The organism is Peptoniphilus sp. SGI.035, from assembly GCF_050315115.1.
Classification (GTDB): Bacteria; Bacillota; Clostridia; order Tissierellales; family Peptoniphilaceae; genus Peptoniphilus_A.
In genome coordinates, this window is sequence record NZ_JBNPOJ010000008.1 from 13,712 (window position 1) to 38,202 (window position 24,491).

The window sequence follows — 24,491 nt, forward strand, 5'->3', positions numbered from 1 at the left end:
AGTAAAAAGAGTTTTTTTGTCTATTTATATGCTAAATATTTTTTGTAGAACTTCTAAAATATTTGTCATCTTAATAACTTGAAGATTCTTATAATTTTCTTCCTTTACATTGGAATATTTTGAAACATAGGCTTTTTTAAAACCCATTCGTTCTGCTTCTTTAAGTCTCACATCTAAGCTTGGAACATTTTTTAGTTCGCCAGTAAGACCAACGTCGGCAATGAAAACTGAATTTGCCTCCACAGGCTTATTGAGAGTAGAAGAAACTATGGAGACCATTACAGATAAATTTGATGCCTGTTCCTTAACCTTAATTCCTCCAGCGGACTTTACCACAATATTTTTATCCAAAAATTTTATTCCCGCTCTTTCTTCTAAAATTGAAACTAAAGTATTTAAGTGCTCCCTTCTAATAGATTCCGAAATCCTTGACGGATAAGGAAGAAATGTCTTTGACGCTAAGGCTTCTGTCTCCAAAATTATTGGCCTTGTTCCCTCTCTTATAACAGAAAGAGATGAGCCTGCAACTTGTTCATTTTCTGACCTTCTTGTCATAAAGTATTCTGAAGGATTGTCGATAGAAATCATTCCCTTTTCAGTCATTGAAAAAAATCCAATCTCACCAGTGGAACCATATCTATTTTTTGTCGCCATTAAAGATCTCAAATCCTCTGATGAATCACCCTCAATTAATAAAACTGTGTCCACTAAATGTTCAAGACTTCTAACCCCTGCAAGTTCATCTTGCTTAGTCATTTGACCAACTAAAAAAATCATTCGTGGCTTGTTAATGTCCTTTGCAATTTCTGTCATCTTATAGGCACACTCCATGGTCTGTGTTGGAGTGCCTGGTCTTTGAGGAAATTCGTCTAGGGTAAAAGTTTGAATTGAATCAATAATTATAAACTGTGGATCAATTTTTTCCACTTGATCCAAAACTGAATTAAGAGAATTTACTGAATAAACCCAAATATTTTCAGAAAGCTTGTCCAAAATTCTTTCAGCTCTCATTTTTATTTGCGTTTCAGATTCTTCTCCCGATGCGTAAAGAACTCTCATTCCTTTATTTGCAAGGTCATTTGCAACTTGCATAAGGAGGGTTGACTTTCCAGAGCCAGGCTTTGCTGTTAAAATGCTCACAGAATCTCTCACGATTCCGCCACCCATTACTCTATTAAATTCCTCAATGCTAGTCTTTACTCTTTCATCAGAGGAAACTTCTACTGATTTAAGTTTAAGTGCATCTTTGTTGTTTTTAGAAGGAGCCTTTTTGCTAGGCTCCTCTTCTTTTTCTTCTAAAGTGTTCCACGAGTTACAGTTTGGACATTTTCCAAAAAATCCTTGGGAAATATATCCGCAATTACTGCACTGATACACTATTTTCTTTTTCATTTTTCTTCTGTTTAGTCCTTTTAACTTTTTCTATTTGAATTTTTTTGTACTTAACATCTACTAAAATTTCATCGCCTTCTTTTATGTTTCCATCTAAAAATTCATCGGCAATTTTATCTTCAATTAATTTTGTAATAGTCCTTTGAAGTGGTCTTGCACCAAACACTTTATCATAACCTTCATCAACTAAGAAATTAATGAGTTTATTTGAGTAATTTGCTTTAATACCCATTTCAGAAAGCCTATCGCTTAATTTATTGAGCATATTTTTTACAATATCTTTAATTTCAGTTTTTTCAAGAGTTTTAAATATTACTACATCGTCAACTCTGTTTAAAAATTCAGGTCTAAATTTTTGCTTTAAAGATTCCATTATGATTTTCTTCATATTTTCATATTCACTCTTCTTCTCATTGCTTTCTGAAGTTGAAAAACCAAGAACTGAATTTTTTGCAAGTAAGTTTGCCCCTGCATTAGAAGTCATAATTATAACAGTATCTTTAAAGTTTACAGTCCTTCCCTTTGAATCAGTAACTCTGCCTTCGTCTAAAATTTGTAGTAAAATATTGAAAATATCTGGATGTGCCTTTTCAATTTCGTCTAAAAGAATTACTGAATAAGGATGTGTCCTTACTGCTTCAGTAAGTTCGCCACCTTCTTCATATCCAACATATCCTGGGGGAGAACCAACAAGTCTGGATACAGTAAATTTTTCCATGTACTCAGACATATCAAATCTAATCATATTTTCTTCTTTACCAAATAAATTTTTGGCAAGGCTTTTTGCAAGGAAAGTCTTACCAACACCAGTTGGTCCAACAAATATAAAGCTTCCAATTGGCTTACTAGGATCTTTAAGCCCAATCCTCGACCTCTTAATTGCCTTTGCAAGAGTCTTGACAGCATCATCTTGACCTTTTACATCTTCTTTTAACTTACTATCAAGTTCTCTTAACTTTTCAGTTTCTTCTTCAGTCATATCTGTTACAGGAACTTTTGACCATTCAGAAACTATTTCAGCAATAAGTTCTGGAGTTACTTTTTTCTTTGACTCTTTTTCTTCAAATTTTTTTATTTCTTCTTTGTATTTTTCTTCAACATTTTTTTGTTCATCACGAAGATTTGCAGCAAGTTCATAATCTTGATTTTTTACTGCCTCAGATTTTTTATTTTCAATTTCTTCAAGCTCCTTTTTGTATTTTTCTTCAAATTCAGGAACTTTGTAGGATTCAATTTTAAGTTTTGAACTTGCCTCGTCTATTAAATCAATAGCCTTATCAGGTAAAAATCTATCATTTAAATATCTGTCGGAATATTTTACAGCAGCCTCAATAGTTTCCTCTGGAATTACTACATGATGATGCTTTTCATAAATTTTTTTGAGTCCCCTTAAAATTTTTATAGAATCTTCAACACTTGGTTCATCAACCATTATTGGCATAAGTCTTCTCTCAAAGGCTGAATCTTTTTCAATTTTCTTTCTATACTCAGAAATTGTTGTAGCCCCAATAACTTGAATAACTGACTTAGTAAGCATTGGTTTTAAAATATTCGATGCATCAAGAGATCCTTCGGCTGAACCTGCGCCAATTATTATATGCATTTCATCAATAAATAAAATGATGTTTTTGTTTTTTGCAGCTTCATTAGTTACATTTTTTAATCTCTCTTCAAAGTCTCCTCTGTATTTTGAACCTGCAATAAGCTGTGAAATATCAAGAGTTAAAATTACTTTATTTTTCATAATTTCCGGCACATCTCCTGCGACAATTTTTGCAGCAAGTCCTTCTGCAATTGCAGTTTTACCAACACCGGGTTCTCCAATTAGTACAGGATTATTTTTTGTCCTTCTTGACAAAACTTGAATAACTCTTTTTATTTCCCTTTCTCTTCCAATTACGGGATCAATTTTTCCTTCTTCAGCCTTTTTATTTAAATTTGTAGTATATTTTTCCAAAGCTTCGGAAGAAATTTCCCCATCTCCTTCTTCAGAAGCTTCATATTCTTCCATATTGTTTAAAATGTCATTTTCAAGACTCATAATATCAATGCCAAGTCTTTTTAAAACTAATATGGCAACACCTTGACCCTCGCGTAAAATTCCAAGGAGAAGATGTTCTGTTGAAACTGTAACTTCTCCCATTTCTCTTGAAACTTCAAAAGCAAGTTCAAAAATTCTCTTAGTCCTTGGAGTGTACGCAATACTGGATACAACTGGACCTTGACCACTGCTAACTATATCAAGTGTGGCTTCCTTAGCCTTTTTATAATCGATGCCAAGTTTTGATAAAATGTGTGCCCCTGTGTCTGTTCCTTCTCTTATTATTCCAAGAAGAATGTGTTCTGAACCTATATATGGATGTTTTTGTTCCCTTGCCTCTTGTTGTGCAAAAAGAATAGCCTTTTGTGATTTTTCACTAAATTTTCCAAACATACTCATTTGAAAACCTCCTTCATGAGAGCTCTTGCCTTATTAGCTCTTAAAATGTCTCGCGACTTGAGATCTAATATTGCACCCCTCTCAATTTGCAAATGTCCATTTCTAAGCTTAGTAATCTCTTCATAAAAATCAAATTCTCGATTTGGTTTTAAAATTGAAAGTTCAATTCCAAGATTAATTGTGCTCATGGACTGCATCATCTCTTCTTCCGATAAAACTCTTGCATTTGCAAGTACTCCAAAAGATCTATTTACCATATCCTCTAGAGTAATAATATTGTCTAAATAAAGTTTTTTTCTATTTTCCCTTTCAACATCGGCAATTTCTCGCGCGATGATTTTTAATTTATCAACATAAGACTTTTCATCTTCGCCAAAAGTTGATTCAAAAGACAAAGTGTAAATACTTCCCAAGGCTTTATTTGAACTATCTCTATATGAACCCAAAGTGTAGCCAAGTCTTGAAAGTCCCCTTGCTATTTCATTTATTCCAAAATAATTTAGCGCCGGAAGATATAAAAGTACAATTGGCTTTAATCCTGTCCCGGAATTTAAAACTCTTGAACTTAAATACCCAAAATTTGGATCAAAAGCAAAATTAATTTTATCTTCTAAATTTTCTTCAAGACTATAAATCTCTTTAAATAGATCACTTAAAGTCTTTGTCCTAGAAAAAATAGAAAGTTCAATATGCTCTCCTGCGTTAATTAAAATATCTGGAGCATCTTTTTTCTCATAAAAGCCAATATTACTTTTTTCTAAAAATTTTTTCCCAATTCTCCCATTTTCAACATACTCAAGTTTTTTTAGAGAAGAAATTTTTTCCATATCAACTTTAGTGTACCCTAAATCAGTTAAAATAGGATAAAAAAATTCTAAGTTTTTCTTTAATTCTTCCTCAGTCATTGTGTTTACAAATTTTTTACCGTCAATATTTCTATATAATTTTAATTTATAACCTAAAATAATTTTAGACACTGACATCTTCCTTTAACTTCTTTATTTCATCCCTAATCTCTGCTGCCTTTTCATATTCTTCCAAATTTATGGCAAGATCTAATTTTTCTTTTAAATCCTCAAGTTTTCTGTTGTAAACAAGATAATTATCTGCATTTTTTGGGATCTTACCCCTGTATTTTAAATTAATGTTTAGTGCATTTAAATATTTTCTAATTTCCCCTCCAAAAGAATCATAACATTTTGGACATCCAAGAGTTCCTGTGTTCTTTAATTCACGAAAACTCCTTCCACAATATTCACAACTTATATCCTCTTCATCATTATAAGAATTTGTTGTAAATTGAAAAATATTTCTAAGTGCATTCTCAAGTTGAGGAATTATATTTTGATAACTCTTGAAATCTTTTCTAAATTTTTCCTCTGCACAAACTTCACATAAATGTACTTCTTCTATTTCATCGTCATTAACCCTAGTATAAGATATGACAGATTCTCTTTCCTTACAAATATCGCATAGCATATTCTTCCCCCTAACTAAAAATAACTAGTAGCATATTTTTTAAAATATCTGCCCGCAGTTCATTTTTATTTTCACACTCACTAAGCGCTCTATCTGAGAGAGCAACTTTTATTAGTTCCATCTCTCTTTTACTTACTTTTTTAATTCTCAATAGCTCCTTTAATAATTCATCTGAATTATTTTTTGTAATTGAATCGCCAATGAAACTTAAAAAAGTATCTAAAACATCTTCATCATCTTCAATTTTTACTTTTACTATTCTAATGTAGCCTCCACCGCCTCGTCTTGACTCAACATAGTATCCCTTAACAGGCGTAAACCTTGTTGTCAAAACATAGTTTATTTGCGAAGGAGCACAATTAAAATGATCTGAAATTTTTGATCTTTGTATCTCAACAACTCCACCAGATTCAAAAATAAGTTCATTTAAAAAATCTTCAATGGAGTTAGAAAGCTTTGCCATAGCACCATTCCTTTGACTATCTTTGTCCTTTGATTTATAAAAATTTTGACTATCTTTTACTATTTCTAGTTTAATATAAAATATAATTTTTGTAAAGCTTTTAGTTTAATATTCCTTTAAATATATTATTTAAGTAAAATAATATAAACTGCATACCTTTTAGTATGTTTTTAAAAGTATCTTTTACCTTATTTAAGGTTTAAGATTTAGTGCCTATAATTACAATATCTTTTACATAAAAATATCTGCTGAAGATTTTACTCCCCAACAGATATTTTAGACATCTTAATTTCTTTATTCTTTTTTACTTATTTGTGACTTTTTCTCGTTCCAATTCTAAAATAGTAAATGTTCCCTTTAGAATACCACTTTTTGATGAAAAATCTAAATCTTTTTTAGAATTTTTTGAATCAGTAATAAGTACAAAACTGCTGTGTTTTTTAGAAATTGAAAATCTTAAACTTACATCAGATACTCTAATTGCAATATTTGCATTTTCATTATTTTTATTAGCAAATATTAATAAATAATCAGAATCCTTATTTGTTGTAAATTTAAATCCCTTTTCTTCCATAATCTTATCGCTTACTATAACATCTTTTAACTTATATTTGTACAAACTATCATAACTTAAATTATTAATAATTTTTTCATAGTCTGGTTTTTCATCACAAATATCTATATTAAAATCATAATTTTCTTTCTTGGAGTTTAAAAAAGAAAACCCACATATAAATGACATAAAAATCAAAACTATAAAAATTGATACAAATTTTTTAGTCATTACAATTTTCTTCATTTTTATTCTCCTTTGCAATGTCTAGCATTGCCCAACCTTTCAATTAAATCTGTTTTATTAAATTTACTTTTCTTTATTTCTTTCTTCTATTATCTTTTCCGCAATATTTTGTGGAACTTCTTCATATCTTACAAATTCCATGCTAAAAGTTCCTCTACCTTGAGTAAGAGATCTTAAATCAATTAGATATGAGAATAATTCAGCTTGTGGTGCTTCTGCAATTAAAACTTGAGTGCCGTCATTTTGTTGGTCCATACCAAGAATTCTGCCACGTCTTTTGTTCATATCTCCCATTACATCGCCGAGATAATCTTCTGGTATTGTAACTTCGACTTTCATAATTGGTTCAAGAAGAACTGGACTTGCCTCTTGCATTCCCTTCTTAAAAGCAAGGTTTGCTGCAAGTTTGAAACTCATTTCGTTGGAGTCAACATCGTGGTAAGATCCATCGTATAAAACAGCCTTGAAATTAGTTACAGGATATCCTGCAAGAACTCCCTTTTCCTTTGATTCAATTATTCCCTTTTCAACTGCAGGGAAGTAATTCTTTGGAACTGCTCCCCCAAATACTTCTTCGTCAAATTCAAATTCTTTGTCAGATGGTTCAAATCTAATCCAAACATCACCATATTGTCCAGCTCCACCTGATTGTTTTTTATGCTTACCTTGAACGCTTGCCGTCTTTCTAATTGTTTCTCTATAAGGAACAATAAATGGAACAATATTTACTTCAACTCCATAAGTGTTCTTTAATTTCTCAAGAATTACATCTAATTGAACTTTACCTTGACCACCAATAGTCATTTGTTTAGTTTCAGGGTTTCTTTCAATTACAAATGTTGGATCTTCATCTCTAATCTTTCTCAAAGATTGAGAAAGTTTTTCTTCGTCGCCCTTAGTCTTTGGTTCAATTGCATAGTATAAAACTGGTGTAGAATATTTTAATTTTTTATATTCAACTATGTGATCTTTATCGCAAAGAGTGTCCCCTGTAACTGTTTTAGCAAGTTTTGTAGTTGCGCCAATATCTCCTGCGTAAATTTCATCTATTTCAATTTGTTCTTTACCTCTCATGATGTAAAGTCCACCAAGTTTTTCGTTTTCTTCTGCATTTACATTGTAAAGAGCTGTGTTTTTATTTACAATTCCGGAAATAACTTTGAAGATAGAAATTTTTCCAAGGAATGGGTCTGAAATTGTCTTAAATACTACTGCAGCAAAAGGTTCCTTTGCAGAAACTTTTCTTTCTTCTCCTTCTTTAAATCTAAAGCCTTGATGTGCACGTTCATCATCTGGAGCAGGCATATAGTTTACGATTGTATTGAGAAGTATATCAATACCAATGCCCTTTTCGCCACTTCCTACAAGTAGTGGAACTGCATCCCCTTCAAGAAGTGCTGTGGTAACTCCTCTCAAAAGATCTTCTCTAGTGAATTTTTCTCCAGAAAAATATTTTTCCATCAAAACTTCATCAGAGCCAGCGACAACTTCTGCAATTTCTTCATACATTCTTTCAGTTGCTTTAACTTGATCATGATTTAGTTCAGTTTCTTGTGGTGCAGAATTTACATATTTATATCCCTTTTGGAAAATAACATCTGTAACACCAACAAAATGTTCGCCTTCGCCAATTGGCACAGAGAAAGGAATAACTTTTTTACCAAAGGAAGCTTCAAGCTCATCCATTAGTTTTCTAAAGTTTACATTTTCTCCGTCAATTTTATTTATAAAAATAATTCTTGGAAGTCCAATCTTTTCTGTGTATTTCCAAGTTCTTTCAGTTCCAACTTCAACACCCTTTGTTGCGTCAATAACCATTATTGCAGCTTCACTTGCTCTTAAAGCACCATGAGCTTCTCCAACAAAATCAAGGTATCCTGGAGTATCTATTACATTTACTTTATAATTTCTCCACTCAATAGGAATAATTGAGGTTCCAATAGAAGTTCCTCTTTCCTTTTCTTCCTTTGAAAAGTCAGAAACTGTATTTTTGTTAGAAACATTGCCAAGTTTTTTTGTAGCTCCACTTTGGAATAACATAGCCTCTGTTAGGTTTGTCTTTCCGGAGCCAGAATGTCCTACGAGAGCTAGATTTCTTACCTTATCTGTTGTATATACTTTCATACTTTCCTCCTGTTATGTAAAATTTTTGAAATCGTTTTTATATATAGATTATAACATAGATTACTACTTTTGAAAACTGTGTAAAATTATCAATTTAGGGTATTAAATTTTTAAGATAATTTTAAATAAATGAGTGATGAAAATGAATTTTAAATTTTTTAAAAAAGATAATATTCCCTACATAATTATTATTTCTCTTTGTTTAATAATTGGATATCAATACTATGATTCACATAAATTTGATGATGACGCTACAAAATTTTTGGCCACAAAAACTTCAAGTTCATCGTCAAAAAACTTTTCTAAAAAAGAATTAACTGAAGAAGATGAAATTCAGACTACAAAGGAAGCTAAAGAGATAATGGTGCATATTTCTGGTGCAGTAAAAAATCCTGGAATTTTAAAATTAGATTCATCAAAAAGAGTTGTAGATGCAGTTGAAATGGCAGGTGGTGCAACAAATGAAGCCGACCTCGATAGGATTAATCTTGCAGCAAAACTTCACGACGAAGAAAAGATTTACATTCCAAAAATTAATGAGGTTAATAATAATGAAGCTACGCAATTAGTTACAAATGATTCCAAGGAAAATTCTGGAGGTAAAATAAATATTAATAGTGCAGATGCAGCTGAACTACAAAAAATCCCTGGAGTTGGTCCAAAAACTGCCGAGAAAATTATAAATTATCGCTCTCAAAATTCTTTTTCATCAATTGAAGACATTAAAAATGTCGATGGCATTGGCGATAAAAAGTTCGAATCAATGAAGGATTATATCTCAACTTAAATTTTAAAGGATTATTATTAAATCATGAACTTATTCTAAAATTTCATTAATATTATTTATTTTAAAAAAGCTCAAGAAAAAAGAAGCACAATGTGCCTCTTTATCTTAAGCTTTTTTTCTAGTATTTCTTTTATACCTATTTTTATTTGAACTTGCAATTCCAATTATCAAAGCAAATATTAGTGAAACCAAACCAGAAGATACACCAATTACAAAAATAATTAAATTATCGAGACTTCCTGGATCAAAAAGTTTATTTATCACCATAAAAAGTGAAATAATTCCAATGAAAACTAGGGCAAGTCCTGGCAAATATTTTATAAATTTTAAATCTCTTGCGGCAAAGTTGACTATAAAGGTAAGGACAACTCCAATTAAAATTGCGCCAAGAGTTAGGAGCAAGTAAGTTGAATTTTCCATGACCATTTCCATTATTTTGTTCATTTTACACCTCATTTATTTGATGACAATTCTTGTTGCCAAATATTTGAATAGCGACCTATTGCCCACTCAGTCATAATTGTGGACGCTTCATTTCCTATCTCTCTTTCAAAAATTGGACTAGGAAGTATTTTGCTATCCTCTATATTATAAATTCTTATAAAATTTTTTTCCAATGTTATTAAAAATTTATTGTCAGGGGATACAAAGCCATCTTTTATGCTAGATTTGAAATTTTTTATTTGAGACATTGGAATATTTATCTCGTTATATTTATTTACTTCATATGGAAGAACTAAATTTAAATCAAAATCAGAGAATTTATTATCTGATAGTTTCATTCTCCCCTTTAACTTCCAAAAACCGTTATCTCTATAAATTCCTATATTATAGGGATCTTTTTTTAATTCCTCAATATTTTTGCTTTCAGAATTTAAATCTTTTTCTGACAAAAAATCTTTATAACTTAGAGGGTTTTTATCCTCCAACTTATCTAATTCGTAAATTCGCAGATAATTATTGTTTGAATTTCTATCTAAACTTTCCACATTTACATAATTATTTGTAATAAAATTTATCGTCATTAGACTATTATTATCTTTTAGTTCCTCTGTATCAGCCTTAAGGATGTCATCATCTTTTCTAAGCTTTGAATTTTTATAATCCTTTACGATTACTTTATCTGTGGTCTCCTCGCCCTTTGATTCTCTTTGAACGCTAATTTCAGAAAAGCTATCATTGCGAGGAAGAATAATATTATTCATCTCATATACATTCTCAAGCTTTAAGTCAGAAAATTTAATGTAGAAAGTTTTATAATTCCATGTTGGAATATTAGAATCTGCTTTTGATTTAAAACCAATTAAAAATCCCTTGTCACCCTTGTAATCAAATAAACTTCCCCTATTAAGCACTTCATCTTTCTTAGCTAGAATTAATTTATCAAGATCGTCATTTTTTATCTTGTCGTCCACAAGTTTTATCTCTAAAATCACTCCATTATAAAATAGTAAAGCTGTGTTTTCACTAGTCTTTATTACTTCATAATAAATATTTCTGCTTGCCTTTGAGTCAAAAATATAAGTTGTGTAGACATCTGAATCTTCAATGCCAAGAGTTTTATAATCTAAATTAAATTTTTTATATAGATATTCAGAAAGTTTTACATACTTTGTCTTGTACTCAACGTCTTTTATATAGTCGTTGGAAAGTACCACTTGATCATTGCTAAAGTAAAGATCTTCACCTATTATATCTTTAAATAAAAAATTGTCCTGATTAATTTTTCTATTGTAAATAAATTTTGTAATAGTCCACTTGCCATATATTGGAGATTGTCCCATCTCTGGTGTTTCAATATTTGTGCTTTGCGTTGTTAAGAAAGAACAACCTGTGAGAAAAATTAAGGAAATTATAATAAATAATTTTTTAATCAATTTTATCACCCACTTCCTTAGGAATTTCTATTGGAAGAGAAACTTTTACAGTAGTACCAATATTTTCTTCAGAAAAAATTTCCAAGTTTCCATTGTGAAGTTTTGTAATCTCATCACTTATTGAAAGTCCAATACCACTATGGCTCTTTGAATGCTTTCCCTTGTAAAATTTTTCTTTTACATGGGCAATTTCTTCTTTAGTCATTCCCATTCCATTGTCAGAAATCATCATGTGAACAAAATTATCTTCTCTAAACATTTGAAACTTTACCCAGCCCTTGTCTGATGTAAATTTTATTGCATTGTCTAACAAATTTATCAAAAGCTGTTTTATTCTATTTTCGTCGGCATATATTAACACAGCTTCATCTGGAAATTCAGTTATAAATTCAATATTATTTAATTTTGCACGTGGTCTCATTTGTTTTGAAACATCCACACATGTTTGTGAAATATCAAATAAATCTTTATCTAGAGTAATTCTTCCAGAAATATATCTTGAAAAATCTAAAAGCTCTTCAACCATTTTTGCAAGTCTATCAGCTTCATTTTCAATAATATTTAAACCATCTTCCACAAGATCTTTTTCATCTTCCTTTGCATCTTTAAGTACAACTGCCCAGCCCTTTATAGACGTAAGTGGTGTCCTAAGTTCGTGAGAAATTGAAGAAATAAAATCATTTTTAATTCTATCTTTATTTATAATTTCATCACTCATTGCATTGAGAGTCTTTGCTAATTCTCCTATTTCATCATCTTCATAAACTTTTGCCTTTTCTTCGTAATTTCCACTTAACATTGTCTTTGCAACTTCTGTAAGTTCAAGTATGGGCTTTACAATTGATTTTGAGATTAAAAGAGATACCATAGCAGTAACCAATGCAACAAAAAGCATAAAAATAAGTAGCGTTATTCCAGTTTTTAATATAGCCTTATTAGCTTCTTCAATAGATGAAATAAATCTAAGGTAGCCGATTTTTTCACCTTCATTGTTTTTTATTGCACCAGTAACAGACATAATGGCTTCTCCAGTTTGAGCATCTTCACCACGCCATGTTTTTATTTCACCATTTTCTGCAGCAAGTAAGTCTGATGGCTCAATTGGCGTAGATGAAAGTTTACCAATAGAATCCAACAATAAATCTCCATTATTGTCTAAAATTTGTACCTCTGCATTTGTATTTGAAAGAAATATGTCGCTATCTTCATAAATTAAATCTTCAATTGTTTTGTCAGAGTAATCTCTTTTGTAAATTTCAAGAGAAACTTCCATCCTAGAAATTAATTCTTTGGAAATATTATTGTAAAAATAAAAACTAAAAGCAAAGAGCAAAAATATATCTATAATTGAAATTGTAATTAAAATAACTATTAGAAAACTTCTTACTAATCTTTTTCCAATTTTATTTTTCAATTACAGACACCTCTTATCTCCATCTGTATCCTGTTCCCCAAACTGTTTCAATGTAATTTGGCTTTGCAGGGTTTGTCTCGATTTTTGACCTAAGTCTTCTTATGTTTACATCTACAATTTTTGAATCACCTAAAAAGTCATCGCCCCAAACAAGTCTTAGTATTTCATCTCTTGTCATTGCCTTGCCGGGATTTGTCATAAATATTTTTATAATTTGATATTCCGTAGGAGTTAGTTCCAATTCAACATCATCCTTATAAAATTTTCTTGAGTAAGAATCAATTTTAAAAGGTGGATCAATTATTAAATTGCTTTCCTTTTCTTCTTCTGGCTCAAGTCTTCTCTCAATGGATTTAATTCTCAAAGTAAGTTCTGTTGGATTGAAGGGTTTAGTAAGATAATCATCTGTGCCATATTGAAGACCCATTATCTTGTCGTAATCCTCTGCCTTTGCAGTAAGCATTATTATGCCAAGTGAAGGAAACTCATTTCTAAGAGTCCTACATACTTCAAAACCATCAATTCCAGGGAGCATAATGTCAAGCACTACAATGTCAGGTCTTTCACGTCTTGCGATTTCAATTCCATCTTCTCCACTGCCTGCTTCAAAAATTATGTATCCTTCTCTTTCTAAATTTATTTTTACAAATTTTCTTATTGATTCTTCATCTTCAACAAGTAATACCTTAGTTTTCAAAATATCACCTCACAATGATAATTATAAATAAAATCCACTCCAAATTCAATTGAAGTGGATTATTAATAAAATTTTAATATTAATAGTAGTTAGGAGCTTCTCTTGTAATTGTAATATTGTGTGGATGAGATTCTGTAAGGGAAGCTTGAGTAATCTTAACGTATTTAGCAGTTGCCCTTAGAGTTTCTAGATCCTTTGCTCCAAGATAACCCATTGCAGATTTTACACCACCAACAAGTTGGAATACAATGTCGCTAACAAGTCCCTTGTAAGGAACTCTACCTTCAACTCCTTCAGGAACATATTTAGTAGTTCCACTTTGAAAATATCTATCAGATGAACCTGCACTCATTGCGCCTAGAGATCCCATACCTCTATAAGCTTTAAATCTTCTACCTTCAACGAAAATCTCTTCTCCAGGAGATTCATCAGTACCTGCAAAAAGTGAACCCATCATTACAACATTTCCACCAGCTGCAAGAGCTTTTGCAACGTCGCCTGAGAATTTAATACCACCATCGGCAATAATTGGAACGCTGTATTTTTTAGCAGCTCTATAAGCTTCCATAATAGCAGTAATCTGTGGAACTCCAATACCTGTTACAACTCTTGTTGTACAAATTGAACCAGGTCCAATACCAATTTTTACGCAATCTGCACCAGCTTTAATTAAATCTTCCGTTCCCTCATAAGTTGCAACATTTCCTGCAATAAGTTGAATATCAGGAAAAGCGTCCTTAATATTTTTAATAGTATTTAAAACATTTTTAGATTGACCATGAGCTGTGTCAATTACAAAAACATCTGCCTTTGCCTTCACAAGTGCTTCTATTCTGTCAAGAACATCCTTAGTTGCTCCAACTGCAGCACCAGCAAGAAGTCTTCCGGTTTTATCTCTAGCAGAGTTTGGATATTGTTCGTGTTTTTCAATATCCTTAATAGTAATAAGTCCCTTTAGAACATTATCTTTATCCACAAGTGGAAGTTTTTCAATTTTATATTTTTTCAATACTTTAAGGGCTTCATCAAGGGAAATATCCGGAGCACCAGTTATTAAATTTTCAGAAGTCATTACTTCGCTAATCCTTTTAGATAAGTCCGTTTCAAATCTAATATCTCTATTAGTAATAATTCCTTCCAAAACTCCCTTTTCGGTTACAACTGGAACGCCGCTAATTCTGTATCTTTCCATAAGTTCAGATGCATCTTTAATTGAATGGTCCTTAGTTAGTGAAAAGGGATCTGTGATTACTCCATGTTCAGATCTCTTAACTTTATCTACTTCAAGAGCTTGGTCCTCTATTGACATATTCTTGTGAATAATACCTATTCCACCTTCTCTTGCCATGGCAATTGACATTCTGTGTTCAGTAACAGTGTCCATGCCTGCAGACATAAGTGGTATGTTCAACTTAATTTTTTCTGTCAAATTTGTAGATAAATCAACTTGGTTTGGCAAAATTTCTGATTTTGCTGGCACAAGTAAAATATCGTCAAATGTTAATCCTTCTCCAAAATATTCCATATTCCCTCCTAATTACTTAATTACTCTACATCCTTAGGTTTTTGCTTCAATCTAAAATTAATATTTTCATCGACTAATGTAACTTTATCTGGCAAATTCAATTTAACTTGATCATCACCTTTTTTAATATTATTAAAATTAATTGGACGTGTTTCAATGAATCTTATAGAATCAATTACATCAGAATTTCCTCTAATTGTAACAGAAGCCGGCTCAATTGAAAAGTCATTTGTAACAATATTTTCTGTAGTATTTTCATTATATACCAATTTAATTGGAACAGTCTTGCTCTTTAAAATTGGAACGTCAACTTTTACAGTGGCAGGCGTAACAGTTACCTCTTTAATCACTTTTCCTAAATCATCATAAGCGAAGATTTCTGAATCTACAGTTGATGTTTCCGTCATATCAGTAACATCAATATGTGCTTCTACCTTATCAATTTTATTAATATAAGTGCTTGCACCCTTTACAACAACATTGACTGCCTTGTCAATTTCTCCAACAGACAATCCTTTTTGAGGTTTATTTTTTATAACTACATCTGCTTTAACTTTTTCATTCAAAACTTTGTCTATTTTGAAAGGAATTCTCCTTGGCGATGTATTTACAACAGAAATTCCAAGGTCAATATAAGAAACATTTACAGGAATAGAGTGCTCTCCTTCAGATAATTTACTTAAATCCACTTTTGCCACAATTCCATCCCTTGTAACATTTCGCATATAAGAATTATAACCCTGCAATTTAACATCAACACTAAACTCCTTAGGAGAAATAATTGTCAAGTTTTTTTCCTTTAAATTAGATAATCCCTCATAAGTAACTTCTATGTTTTTAAAATTTGCCGAAGTAATAAAATTTGCCTCGCTCTTTACATAGGACCACAAGATAAGTGCAAAAATAAGAGATGTAATTTTTATCATTAAACTTCTGTCATTTTTAAAATTTATCTTTTTCATCTTTATCACCACGCTTTGAGAAAATAGACCTTACTCTATAATCTGGACTGTAAATCTCAAGAAGTTTTGCTTCAAGAGTTTCAATATCTAAATATCTGGAGATAACTCCATTTTCCGCTGTTGAAATAGTTCCGTTTTCCTCAGACACCATAATACTTAGGCAGTCAGATTTTTCAGAAATTCCAATTCCCGCCCTATGCCTTGTGCCAAGTTCCTTAGAAATTTTTTGATTATCAGACAGTGGCAAAAAACAAGCTGCTGCTTTAACCTTTGAGCCCTTAATAATAACAGCACCATCGTGAAGAGGTGTGTTTGGAATAAATATATTTATAAGAAGACCGCTGCTCACTAATCCATTGATTTCTGTACCAGTTTCAATAACTTCACTAAGTCCAACTTCTTTTTCAATAATTATAAGAGCCCCAATTTTTTGTCTCGCAAGAGAAGCAACTGCAGAAATAATTTCTTCAACAGTTTCAGGTACTGTGTCCTTATTTTGACTAAAATTATTTTTAATACTAGAAGTAAGACCTAAATATTGAAGACCCCTTCTAATTTCCGGTTGGAAAAGCACTATTATAGCGACGATGCCATCGTTAATAAACCTTGTAAAAATCCAGTTAACAGTATACAGTTGGAAAAACTGGGAAATTTTTATAAATAATAAAATCAAAAGTATTCCCTTAAAAACTTGCTCCGCTCTAGTGTTTCTAATTAATTTTAAAACATAATAAATTAATAAAGTAACAATTAATATGTCCACAACATCCCTTAAATTTATTACATTGATTATATTATTTAAGCTTTCCATCACGCACCTCGCTTCCTTGAAATTAAAATTATTGCAAAAAATAAGCCAATAGAAATAAAAATATCTCCAATACTTATTACCTTTGAATTCCCAATAACTCTATGTAAAGGTATAATATCCGACAAAAAATAAAATTTTGGATTTTCAAAAACCCCGTGACTAAGACTTCCACCCATGTATATGAGTTTTATTATCCTTTCATTATTTGTTCTCATTAAGGCATCTATGCTGACAGGCATTTTGCCATTAAAAATAACTGGAACGACATTTAAAATTGTGCCAATCCCACTTAAAAGTAATCCGTAATTTTTATAATTTGAAATAAGTGAAATTCCAATCAATGAAATAGATAAGATGTGAAAAATTTTAAAATTATCTACAAAAAAGTCTGTAACCTTCCCAAAATATCTCGAAGTTACAAAATTTATGAAAATCATCACAAAAATTCCAATAGACGCAAAAGAAATCATTTTGAATTTAAAATTTATTAAATTATTTAAATCCTTATCTTTAAGAAAAAATAAAACAATTGCTGCAAGAATTATTGCCTCTAAGATCATCCTTTCACCTCAATTATAATATCACAAATACTTTAAATTTACATAAAATTTCTCTTTCTAAATATTATAACACAAAAGAATTTTCAATATTATTTTTTGAATCTTAAAAATTTTTTATTTCACTTCTTAACGCTACCATTTAATATTTTTAAATCTCCAATATTCTTTACACAAAAAATATAAAAAAAGTAGTGCTATGTGCATCACTGTTTTATAATAAAAAATACTAACTAAATTTAATGAATTACAAGAAAAAAGAACACCCTTATGCAAGAGTATTCTTTGTACAAAAAATAATTTTTGAACCAACACGATATATGAAACTATGAGAAGTACTCAATTAAAACAGTAGATATTATAAATATGTAAATGTATCTAGCATCAATTAACATTGTATTATTAATAATTCAAATTAAGTTCTTAAAATATTTTTATTATATTTTTTCATTCTTAGTTCCTATTATTTTTGTTAATGTGTATATTATAAAAAAGATTATAAACATAATTAATGAAGATATAAATATCCAATTTTCTCCAAACTTTTCCTGAGGATCTAATAATTTTATTATGGGGTTTATTAAAATCGAGTTTATATTAACTATAAAATGAAGAAAAATCGAATAGACTAATCTTTTTGTTTTTAAAAAAGTTATAGCTAAAAAATACCCAATTATTGTAGCACTTATTATTGCCAGAACATCTACAAAATGTATAAATCCAAAAGAAAACGCACTAATTAACAAGATGTTCCTTTCACTGTATTTTTTTTCTAAGAATTTAACTAAAGTTAATCTAAAATAAAATTCTTCGAGAATAACATTCATAAATACAATAATTAAAAACTTTAGGGTATTGATATCTAATTTATTAATATTTACACCATCACTTGTGTAAATCATATTATCAAAAAACTTCATATTGTATTTTATAATGATAAAAAAAATTATAAAATTTATAAAAAAATTGCACTTCCATACTTACACATATTACTAATATTGCTAAGTAAACCATCATTATATTTAGATTTTAAAAAACTGATATTTTTAATTTTAAAAAAAAGTATAATCAACAATATAAAAAGCAAGGATTTTACAGAACTCAAAATCAATAAATGGTTAGTATCTTCAATGTTAAAACTTGTAAATACTTTTAAAAATATTAATTGATATATTAAATTAAAAAAATAAAAAATAAAGCTTGCAATTCCACTTACAAAAATAGTTTTAATTATCATTACAAATCTCCCGCTTTTATAAAAAATGCCAACATCAATAAATAATTAGAATTCACTTGTTTATACTTTATCCAACATACTTGTCTTTATATTAATTTGCCTCTACATTCCTTATTTAAATCCAAATAAATTTCTTTAAAATTACTAATAATATTTCTCCCTATATATTAAACTCTTATTTTCAAAAACTATTTATATAATAATTTAAAGATTTTTATATATTTCAATTATTTTTTCTTTGTAATAGCTAATTTTTCTTTTATAAAAAGCTTGTATCAAAAACAACAATAATAAAATAATAAATATGTATATCACAGCTGTTATATTATCATTATATTTCATAATAAAATTTATGCTAGGAGTATCTCTTAATATAAACTCATAATATAGTGCTGATGACATAGCAAGTAAATTATTTAAACCATGAGTAAAAATTGAATATCTTAGTTTATCAGTTACAACATATGCCAACCCGGAAATAACTCCAATTAGAAAAGAAGATACAAAAGAACTAATAATTCTAAAATGAAATAATCCAAAAGAAAGTGCTGATAATAAAATGGCATGTTTGTTATCAAGACCTTTTGACTTTAAAAAATTTAATCCAAATTTTCTAAAATACAATTCTTCCCCTATTGGTACTAAAGTCACAGATGTTATAATTGTTTCTATTGGACTAATTTTATTAATATCATTTACTTGCATATTTTCGCTAAAATACTTCATATACCTTTCAAAATAAGTAAAATTAAATTTCTTTTCAATATTGTAAATTAAAATGAAAAATATTATTGATATTAACATGCCTAAAAGAATAAATGAATAAACATCAATTATTTTAATATTTAAATTCTTAAAATAAAAACTTTTTCTTTTTATATATATTTTAGTAATTAAATATGTAACAACAATAAATACAATAGAAGCTAATAAATTTATATGACTTTTATAATCTAACTTTTTTAAAGATCGAAAAATTATACTAAAGATTATGTTAAATACTAACCAATTTGCAAGACAATAAGTGATGTAAAAAATAATATTTTTAAATATTTTTTTCATATTTCAATTACACATCCTTTATGTAAAATATTTGAATTTTTATTTAATATTTAAAGATTTTAAATCCGAATAATATTAAGTTTATTCTATCCTTATATACTCATCGATCTAATATCCAAAAAACTTATGTATAAAGAAATACCAAATTATTTAATAATAATTGATTTATTATCATAATATCATTTGAATCTATTATTTTTTCTCTATTTATAAAATAATTTGACATACTATCATTAATATTTGTAATATATTTTTCAAAATTCTTAACCATATTAGACACCTTATTTTATTTTAAGTTAAAATTTAATTATACTGCTTATTTAATAAAAATGGAGTATAAAAAAATATAGATGTTATTACAGATACAATTAAAAATTCTTTAGTAAAAATAAAATCTTGATTATGCCCTACACTCATAATATTTGCCATAAACATATTATGCATAAGATGGATAAATGTTACCATAAGAACACTTCTGCTTTTCATATAAATGAGTCCAAGGACTATTCCAAAAGTAATACAAAATATGGTAATATCTATACCTGCAAAAACACCTTCTATTCCAGTATAAAATACCAAAACATACAATGGTAAATGAGCTACTCCCCATAAGAAGCCAGTTAATAAAACTCCTATTCTATTACCACAAATTGATTGCAATCTTGTTTGTAAGAAATATCTCCACCCATATTCTTCGCCCATAGTAAATATTAAGTGAAAGATTGTACTAACTAATCCTAACGTAAATACCCCTATTACTCTGTTAAAAAGATCATTAAAATCAATTTTCGATGTATAATAATAACCCAATATGCCTAACTTAAACACATCTAATATAATTACAATAATAGCCCATTTAATTAACACACCTAAATTAAATTTCCCCTTTAACACTTTGTTATCAATTGTTAGTATATAAACGCTAATTGCCCAACCTAAATATACAACGTAATTCATATTATTTAAAACTTTTCCAGAAAAAAATGACAATATATAAAAAAATATAAATAATATAAAATACAATATGTATACTAAACTTAATTTATCTTTAAATAAATCTTTTAACTTAAAATCTTTTTCTAATAAAATAGCAACAGCAGCAGGGACTAAGCTCATAATAGGCGTCATAATTCCTGCGTTTTCTATTTTATAAAAATATGTATATGTAATTCCCAACAAAAAATCTAGTAAAAAAACTATAAATGTGAAATAAATTGCCTCTTTTTTTTACTCATATTAAACCTCTCTTTTACTATTTTAATCTACTACTTGATTTATTTATTTTCACGTAATATTTTTTCATCATTAACATCATAAGTCGTTACTTTCCTTCAATTCACCAATCTTATATTACGTAGTATAACGTTTTCTAGGTTTAGAGTACCAATATATAATATACTTGTCAATTAATTTTTACAATGAAAATAGATTTGATATCGTCGAACCTCCCAATATTTGACATAGAGTCTAAAAAAAAAGAGAGACTAAATCTCCCTTTTTAAATATATTATTCTTCTGTTGATTCTTCAGTTTCTTCTTTTTCTTCTTCATTTGCTGAAGCTGAAATTTCTTTTCCTTCTTCGATGATTTCAGAATCTAAATTTGCATCAGCAAAGCTAAGTCCAAGCATTTCTCCAATAGTCATGTTGAAGTCATCTTGTTTTGGTTCTTCAATTTTCTTTTCTCTCTTTGGAGCTGGCTTTCTTTCTTTTCTTGGTTTTCTTTCTCTTGGTTTAGCTTCTTCTGTTTCTTCTTTTTCTTCAGGTTCAATTAGAGCCTTGATAGAAAGAGAAATCTTTTGATTTTCTTCATCAATATCAGTTACTTTAACTGTAACTTCTTCGCCAATAGAAAGTTTATCTTGTGGCTTCTCAACGTGTTCTCTTGCAATTTGTGATACATGAAGAAGTCCATCAACGCCTTGTTCGAGTCTTACAAAGGCACCAAAGTCAAGAAGATTTACAACTTTACCTTTAACTACATCGCCAACTTTAACTTCTTTTGTGAACACATCCCATGGTTTTTCCATAGTTTGTTTAAGTCCAAGTGCGATTCTATTTTTTTCTTTATCAACATTTAGAACTTGTACTTTAACTACATCTCCAGGTGATACAACATCTGATGGGTGTTTTACTCTATTCCATGAAAGTTCAGAGATATGGATAAGTCCATCAACACCTCCAACATCTACGAAAGCACCAAAATTAGTTAATCTTTGTACAGTTCCTTCAATAATGTCTCCTTCTTTAAGCTTGTCGTATACTTCATCACGAACTTTGTCTAATTCTTCTTGAAGTACATTCTTTCTTGAAACAACAATTCTCTTCTTTCTCTTATCAAAATCGATAATTTCAGTTTCAAATTCTTCTCCAATGAATTTGCTTAAATCTTTTTGGAATCTAACAGAAACATGAGATGCTGGGATAAATACATTTAATCCTCTGTAATCTGCAGTAAGTCCGCCTTTTACTTGGTTCTTTACAGTTACTGTAATATTTTCCTTGTTATTATAAAGTTCTTCAACTTCATCCCAAATTTTCATGTCAGCAACTCTTTTTGTTGAAAGAACAACATTGCCATCTCCATCATCCATCTTTAAAACATATACATCAATTTCTTGACCTTGTTCATAAAGATCTGCTGGATTAACATCTGGTCCTCCTGCAAGTTCATCTTTTGAAATGATACCATCTGATCTGTATCCAAGATTTACCATTACTTCTGAATCAGTTATATATAAAACCTCTCCAGTTACTACTTCGCCCTTTCTAATTCTTTTAAAAGAATTATCAATGGCTTCCATCATCTCACCTTTGTCAAAATTTTCCATCCTACAAACAGCCTCCTTGATTACCGATTCCGGTGTGGATGCTCCGGCGGTAATACCAATTTTATTAAATTTTTTAAATATATTTAAATCAATATCATTAATCGATTGAATTAAAAATACATTTTTACAATTTAATTTTGCAATCTCTGCAAGTTTTTTAGTGTTAGAACTTTTTTTGCCGCCAAGTACAATTACGGCGTCAACTTTTTTTGATAAATTCCTAATACTTTCTTGTCTCTTGAAAGTTGCATTACATATAGTATTATAAACTAAAACTTCATCTTTTGAAATATTTTTTATAATATTTATTGCTTTTTCAAAAAATTCTACATTATTTGTAGTTTGAGAAACAACAACAGTTTTCCCATCTAAAATTTTTATGTCTTCCAATTTGGAAATAATAGTTGCAGAGTCATTGCATCTGGAATTAATCCCTATCACTTCAGGGTGTTTATTATTCCCGATAATTACTATATTATAACCTTTTTTATAGAAATTATCTACTATATTATAAACTTTTTCTACCTTTGGACATACACAATTTATTATTTTATTATTTTTTTCTTCTAATTCATTTAAAATTCTCTTGTGAACTCCATGGCTTCTTATAATTACCTTTGAATTTTCAATATTTGTGTCATCAATTGTAATTACACCTTGTTCTTCTAATTCCTTTACAACAAACTCATTGTGGACTAAATCTCCATAAGAATAGACGCCTTTCGCAGCGTTATCAAATGCCATTTTTACAGCTCTTTTAACACCGCCACAAAATCCTCTTACATCTGCTACAATAATTTCCATTTTATTTCTTCACCATAGACCATTCTCATAATATCTTGAGAAATATTTTCCAATTCTTCGTTTGAATATTTTATTTCCTTATTAATTTTCACTGGTTTTCTAAAATAAACCTTTATTTTTCTAAAGGCTTTATATTCTCCTTCTATAAATACTGGAAGAACTTCTGAATCAGTTTTTTGTGCAATAAGTGCAATGCCCGATTTTATTTTTGTATAGTCAATTTCACTTACTCTAGTTCCCTCTGGAAAAATTCCAAGGACTTTTTCATCTTTTAAAATTGTGAGGGAAGTTTTTATTGCCTTTAAATCATTTTTTTCTCTATCTACTGGGAAAGCTCCAAGTTTTGTTAAAAATCCACCAACTAATTTATTTTCAAAAAGTTCTCTTTTAGCCATCCAAAAAATTTGCCTTGGAAAAATTGCAGAAATTGTAACTGGATCTAAATTACTCTTGTGATTTCCGCAAATTATAAGTCTTTTCTCTTCCTTTGGAATATTTTCTATACCAAAAACTTCAACTCTATAAATTACTTTTACAAAAAAACCAATAAAAACTTGTATAAATTTGTAAAACATAAATCACCTTTTTACATAAGATATAATTTTTTTTATAGTTTCTTCAGCATTTAAGTTTGTGCTGTCGATTAATATTGCATCATCTGTCTTTACAAGAGGAGAATTTTCTCTGTGAGAATCGTTGTAATCTCTTACTTTCAAATCTTCTAAAATTTCATCAAAAGTAACTTTGTCATCGCCAATTTGTTTATACCTTCTCATTGCACGAGTTTCTACATTTGCCGTCAAGAAAAATTTATATTCAGCATCTTTTAAAACTACTGAACCAATATCTCTTCCTTCCATTACTACATCAGTATCCTTAGCAATTTCTCTTTGCATTTTCACTAGATAGTCTCTAATAATTTTATTCTTAGACAACTCAGAAGTTTTGTTGGAAATTTCATTTTCTCTGATCCTTTTTGATACATCTTCTCCATCTAAAAATATTTTATCTCCATCAAAATTTATTTTTGTTTCCTTTAATATTTTTTCATAATCTGTCTCTTTTGCTGTTAAAAGTTTGAGAGTTATGGCACGATACATTGCACCCGTGTCAACATATAAAATATCAAGTTTCTTTGCAATTTCCTTTGCAATGGAACTTTTGCCAGAGCCTGCTGGCCCATCTATTGCAATTTTCATTTTTACCTCCAAAAAAATCACTACAATACATA

The 24,491-nt window shown here is 29.4% G+C and carries 23 protein-coding genes; 1 reads left to right on the plus strand and 22 read right to left on the minus strand.

The annotated features are described in order from the left end of the window. Nucleotides 1-24 precede the first annotated feature (24 nt). The 7 genes from radA to fusA all read right to left on the minus strand — a co-directional run bounded on the left by radA (nucleotide 25) and on the right by fusA (nucleotide 8,697). Complete coding sequence (radA, locus tag ACQRC6_RS05350) at nucleotides 25-1,392, minus strand: DNA repair protein RadA (protein ID WP_427848051.1); 1,368 nt, start codon at nucleotides 1,390-1,392, stop codon at nucleotides 25-27. After that, nucleotides 1,361-3,832: an ATP-dependent Clp protease ATP-binding subunit gene (locus ACQRC6_RS05355; RefSeq protein WP_427848052.1), complete on the minus strand. Its 2,472-nt coding sequence runs from the start codon at nucleotides 3,830-3,832 to the stop codon at nucleotides 1,361-1,363. Before ACQRC6_RS05355 ends, radA begins: the two co-directional genes overlap by 32 nt. Next, nucleotides 3,829-4,809, minus strand: a complete 981-nt coding sequence (locus ACQRC6_RS05360) for an ATP--guanido phosphotransferase (protein ID WP_427848053.1) — start codon at nucleotides 4,807-4,809, stop codon at nucleotides 3,829-3,831. Before ACQRC6_RS05360 ends, ACQRC6_RS05355 begins: the two co-directional genes overlap by 4 nt. After that, the gene (locus ACQRC6_RS05365; protein ID WP_427848054.1) at nucleotides 4,802-5,311 is read right to left on the minus strand and encodes a UvrB/UvrC motif-containing protein; all 510 of its coding nucleotides are present in this window, start codon (nucleotides 5,309-5,311) and stop codon (nucleotides 4,802-4,804) included. The genes ACQRC6_RS05360 and ACQRC6_RS05365 overlap by 8 nt, the downstream gene beginning before the upstream one ends. A gap of 10 nt (nucleotides 5,312-5,321) precedes the next feature. Next, complete coding sequence (locus ACQRC6_RS05370) at nucleotides 5,322-5,774, minus strand: CtsR family transcriptional regulator (RefSeq protein ID WP_293559724.1); 453 nt, start codon at nucleotides 5,772-5,774, stop codon at nucleotides 5,322-5,324. A 304-nt stretch (nucleotides 5,775-6,078) separates the two neighbouring features. Beyond that, entirely contained in the window at nucleotides 6,079-6,573 is a 495-nt protein-coding gene (locus ACQRC6_RS05375) for a hypothetical protein (RefSeq protein ID WP_427848055.1), read from the minus strand. 63 nt (nucleotides 6,574-6,636) lie between these two features. After that, complete coding sequence (gene fusA, locus ACQRC6_RS05380; RefSeq protein ID WP_427848056.1) at nucleotides 6,637-8,697, minus strand: elongation factor G; 2,061 nt, start codon at nucleotides 8,695-8,697, stop codon at nucleotides 6,637-6,639. A 142-nt stretch (nucleotides 8,698-8,839) separates the two neighbouring features. Between fusA and ACQRC6_RS05385 the strand changes: the two genes are divergently transcribed. Continuing rightward, nucleotides 8,840-9,484, plus strand: coding sequence for a helix-hairpin-helix domain-containing protein (locus ACQRC6_RS05385; protein WP_427848057.1), 645 nt, complete (start codon nucleotides 8,840-8,842; stop codon nucleotides 9,482-9,484). 105 nt (nucleotides 9,485-9,589) lie between these two features. On the opposite strand, the gene ACQRC6_RS05390 is transcribed toward ACQRC6_RS05385, so the two are convergent. The 15 genes from ACQRC6_RS05390 to cmk form a co-directional block, all read right to left on the minus strand. Continuing rightward, nucleotides 9,590-9,928 (minus strand): cytochrome C biosynthesis protein, encoded by a 339-nt coding sequence (locus ACQRC6_RS05390; protein ID WP_293559730.1) that lies wholly within the window; start codon nucleotides 9,926-9,928, stop codon nucleotides 9,590-9,592. Between the two features lie 8 nt (nucleotides 9,929-9,936). After that, nucleotides 9,937-11,361, minus strand: a complete 1,425-nt coding sequence (locus ACQRC6_RS05395) for a hypothetical protein (RefSeq protein ID WP_427848058.1) — start codon at nucleotides 11,359-11,361, stop codon at nucleotides 9,937-9,939. After that, entirely contained in the window at nucleotides 11,354-12,775 is a 1,422-nt protein-coding gene (locus ACQRC6_RS05400) for a sensor histidine kinase (protein WP_427848059.1), read from the minus strand. Before ACQRC6_RS05400 ends, ACQRC6_RS05395 begins: the two co-directional genes overlap by 8 nt. A 13-nt stretch (nucleotides 12,776-12,788) precedes the next feature. Continuing rightward, nucleotides 12,789-13,472 (minus strand): response regulator transcription factor, encoded by a 684-nt coding sequence (locus tag ACQRC6_RS05405; protein WP_427848060.1) that lies wholly within the window; start codon nucleotides 13,470-13,472, stop codon nucleotides 12,789-12,791. A gap of 79 nt (nucleotides 13,473-13,551) precedes the next feature. Continuing rightward, nucleotides 13,552-14,997: an IMP dehydrogenase gene (gene guaB / locus ACQRC6_RS05410; protein WP_427848061.1), complete on the minus strand. Its 1,446-nt coding sequence runs from the start codon at nucleotides 14,995-14,997 to the stop codon at nucleotides 13,552-13,554. A 20-nt stretch (nucleotides 14,998-15,017) separates the two neighbouring features. Beyond that, entirely contained in the window at nucleotides 15,018-15,959 is a 942-nt protein-coding gene (locus tag ACQRC6_RS05415) for a CdaR family protein (protein WP_427848062.1), read from the minus strand. Beyond that, a complete protein-coding gene (cdaA, locus tag ACQRC6_RS05420) occupies nucleotides 15,940-16,770 on the minus strand; it encodes a diadenylate cyclase CdaA (RefSeq protein WP_427848063.1) in 831 nt (276 codons plus the stop codon). Before cdaA ends, ACQRC6_RS05415 begins: the two co-directional genes overlap by 20 nt. Then, a complete protein-coding gene (locus ACQRC6_RS05425) occupies nucleotides 16,770-17,330 on the minus strand; it encodes a DUF5317 domain-containing protein (protein ID WP_427848064.1) in 561 nt (186 codons plus the stop codon). The genes cdaA and ACQRC6_RS05425 overlap by 1 nt, the downstream gene beginning before the upstream one ends. Nucleotides 17,331-17,764: 434 nt before the next feature. Next, nucleotides 17,765-18,229, minus strand: a complete 465-nt coding sequence (locus tag ACQRC6_RS05430; protein WP_427848065.1) for a CPBP family intramembrane glutamic endopeptidase — start codon at nucleotides 18,227-18,229, stop codon at nucleotides 17,765-17,767. A 539-nt stretch (nucleotides 18,230-18,768) separates the two neighbouring features. Further along, complete coding sequence (locus tag ACQRC6_RS05435) at nucleotides 18,769-19,290, minus strand: CPBP family intramembrane glutamic endopeptidase (RefSeq protein ID WP_293559750.1); 522 nt, start codon at nucleotides 19,288-19,290, stop codon at nucleotides 18,769-18,771. Nucleotides 19,291-19,750: 460 nt separating this feature from the next. Continuing rightward, on the minus strand, nucleotides 19,751-19,897 hold the full coding sequence (locus ACQRC6_RS05440) for a hypothetical protein (protein ID WP_427848066.1): 147 nt from the start codon (nucleotides 19,895-19,897) through the stop codon (nucleotides 19,751-19,753). A 32-nt stretch (nucleotides 19,898-19,929) separates the two neighbouring features. Continuing rightward, nucleotides 19,930-20,805 carry a CPBP family intramembrane glutamic endopeptidase gene (locus ACQRC6_RS05445; RefSeq protein WP_427848067.1) on the minus strand — a complete coding sequence of 292 codons (876 nt, stop codon included), beginning with the start codon at nucleotides 20,803-20,805 and terminating at the stop codon, nucleotides 19,930-19,932. Between the two features lie 328 nt (nucleotides 20,806-21,133). Further along, a complete protein-coding gene (locus ACQRC6_RS05450) occupies nucleotides 21,134-23,260 on the minus strand; it encodes a bifunctional 4-hydroxy-3-methylbut-2-enyl diphosphate reductase/30S ribosomal protein S1 (protein ID WP_427848068.1) in 2,127 nt (708 codons plus the stop codon). Further along, nucleotides 23,245-23,835, minus strand: a complete 591-nt coding sequence (locus ACQRC6_RS05455) for a lysophospholipid acyltransferase family protein (protein WP_427848069.1) — start codon at nucleotides 23,833-23,835, stop codon at nucleotides 23,245-23,247. Before ACQRC6_RS05455 ends, ACQRC6_RS05450 begins: the two co-directional genes overlap by 16 nt. 3 nt (nucleotides 23,836-23,838) lie before the next feature. After that, nucleotides 23,839-24,459: a (d)CMP kinase gene (gene cmk / locus ACQRC6_RS05460; RefSeq protein WP_427848070.1), complete on the minus strand. Its 621-nt coding sequence runs from the start codon at nucleotides 24,457-24,459 to the stop codon at nucleotides 23,839-23,841. Nucleotides 24,460-24,491: the final 32 nt, after the last annotated feature.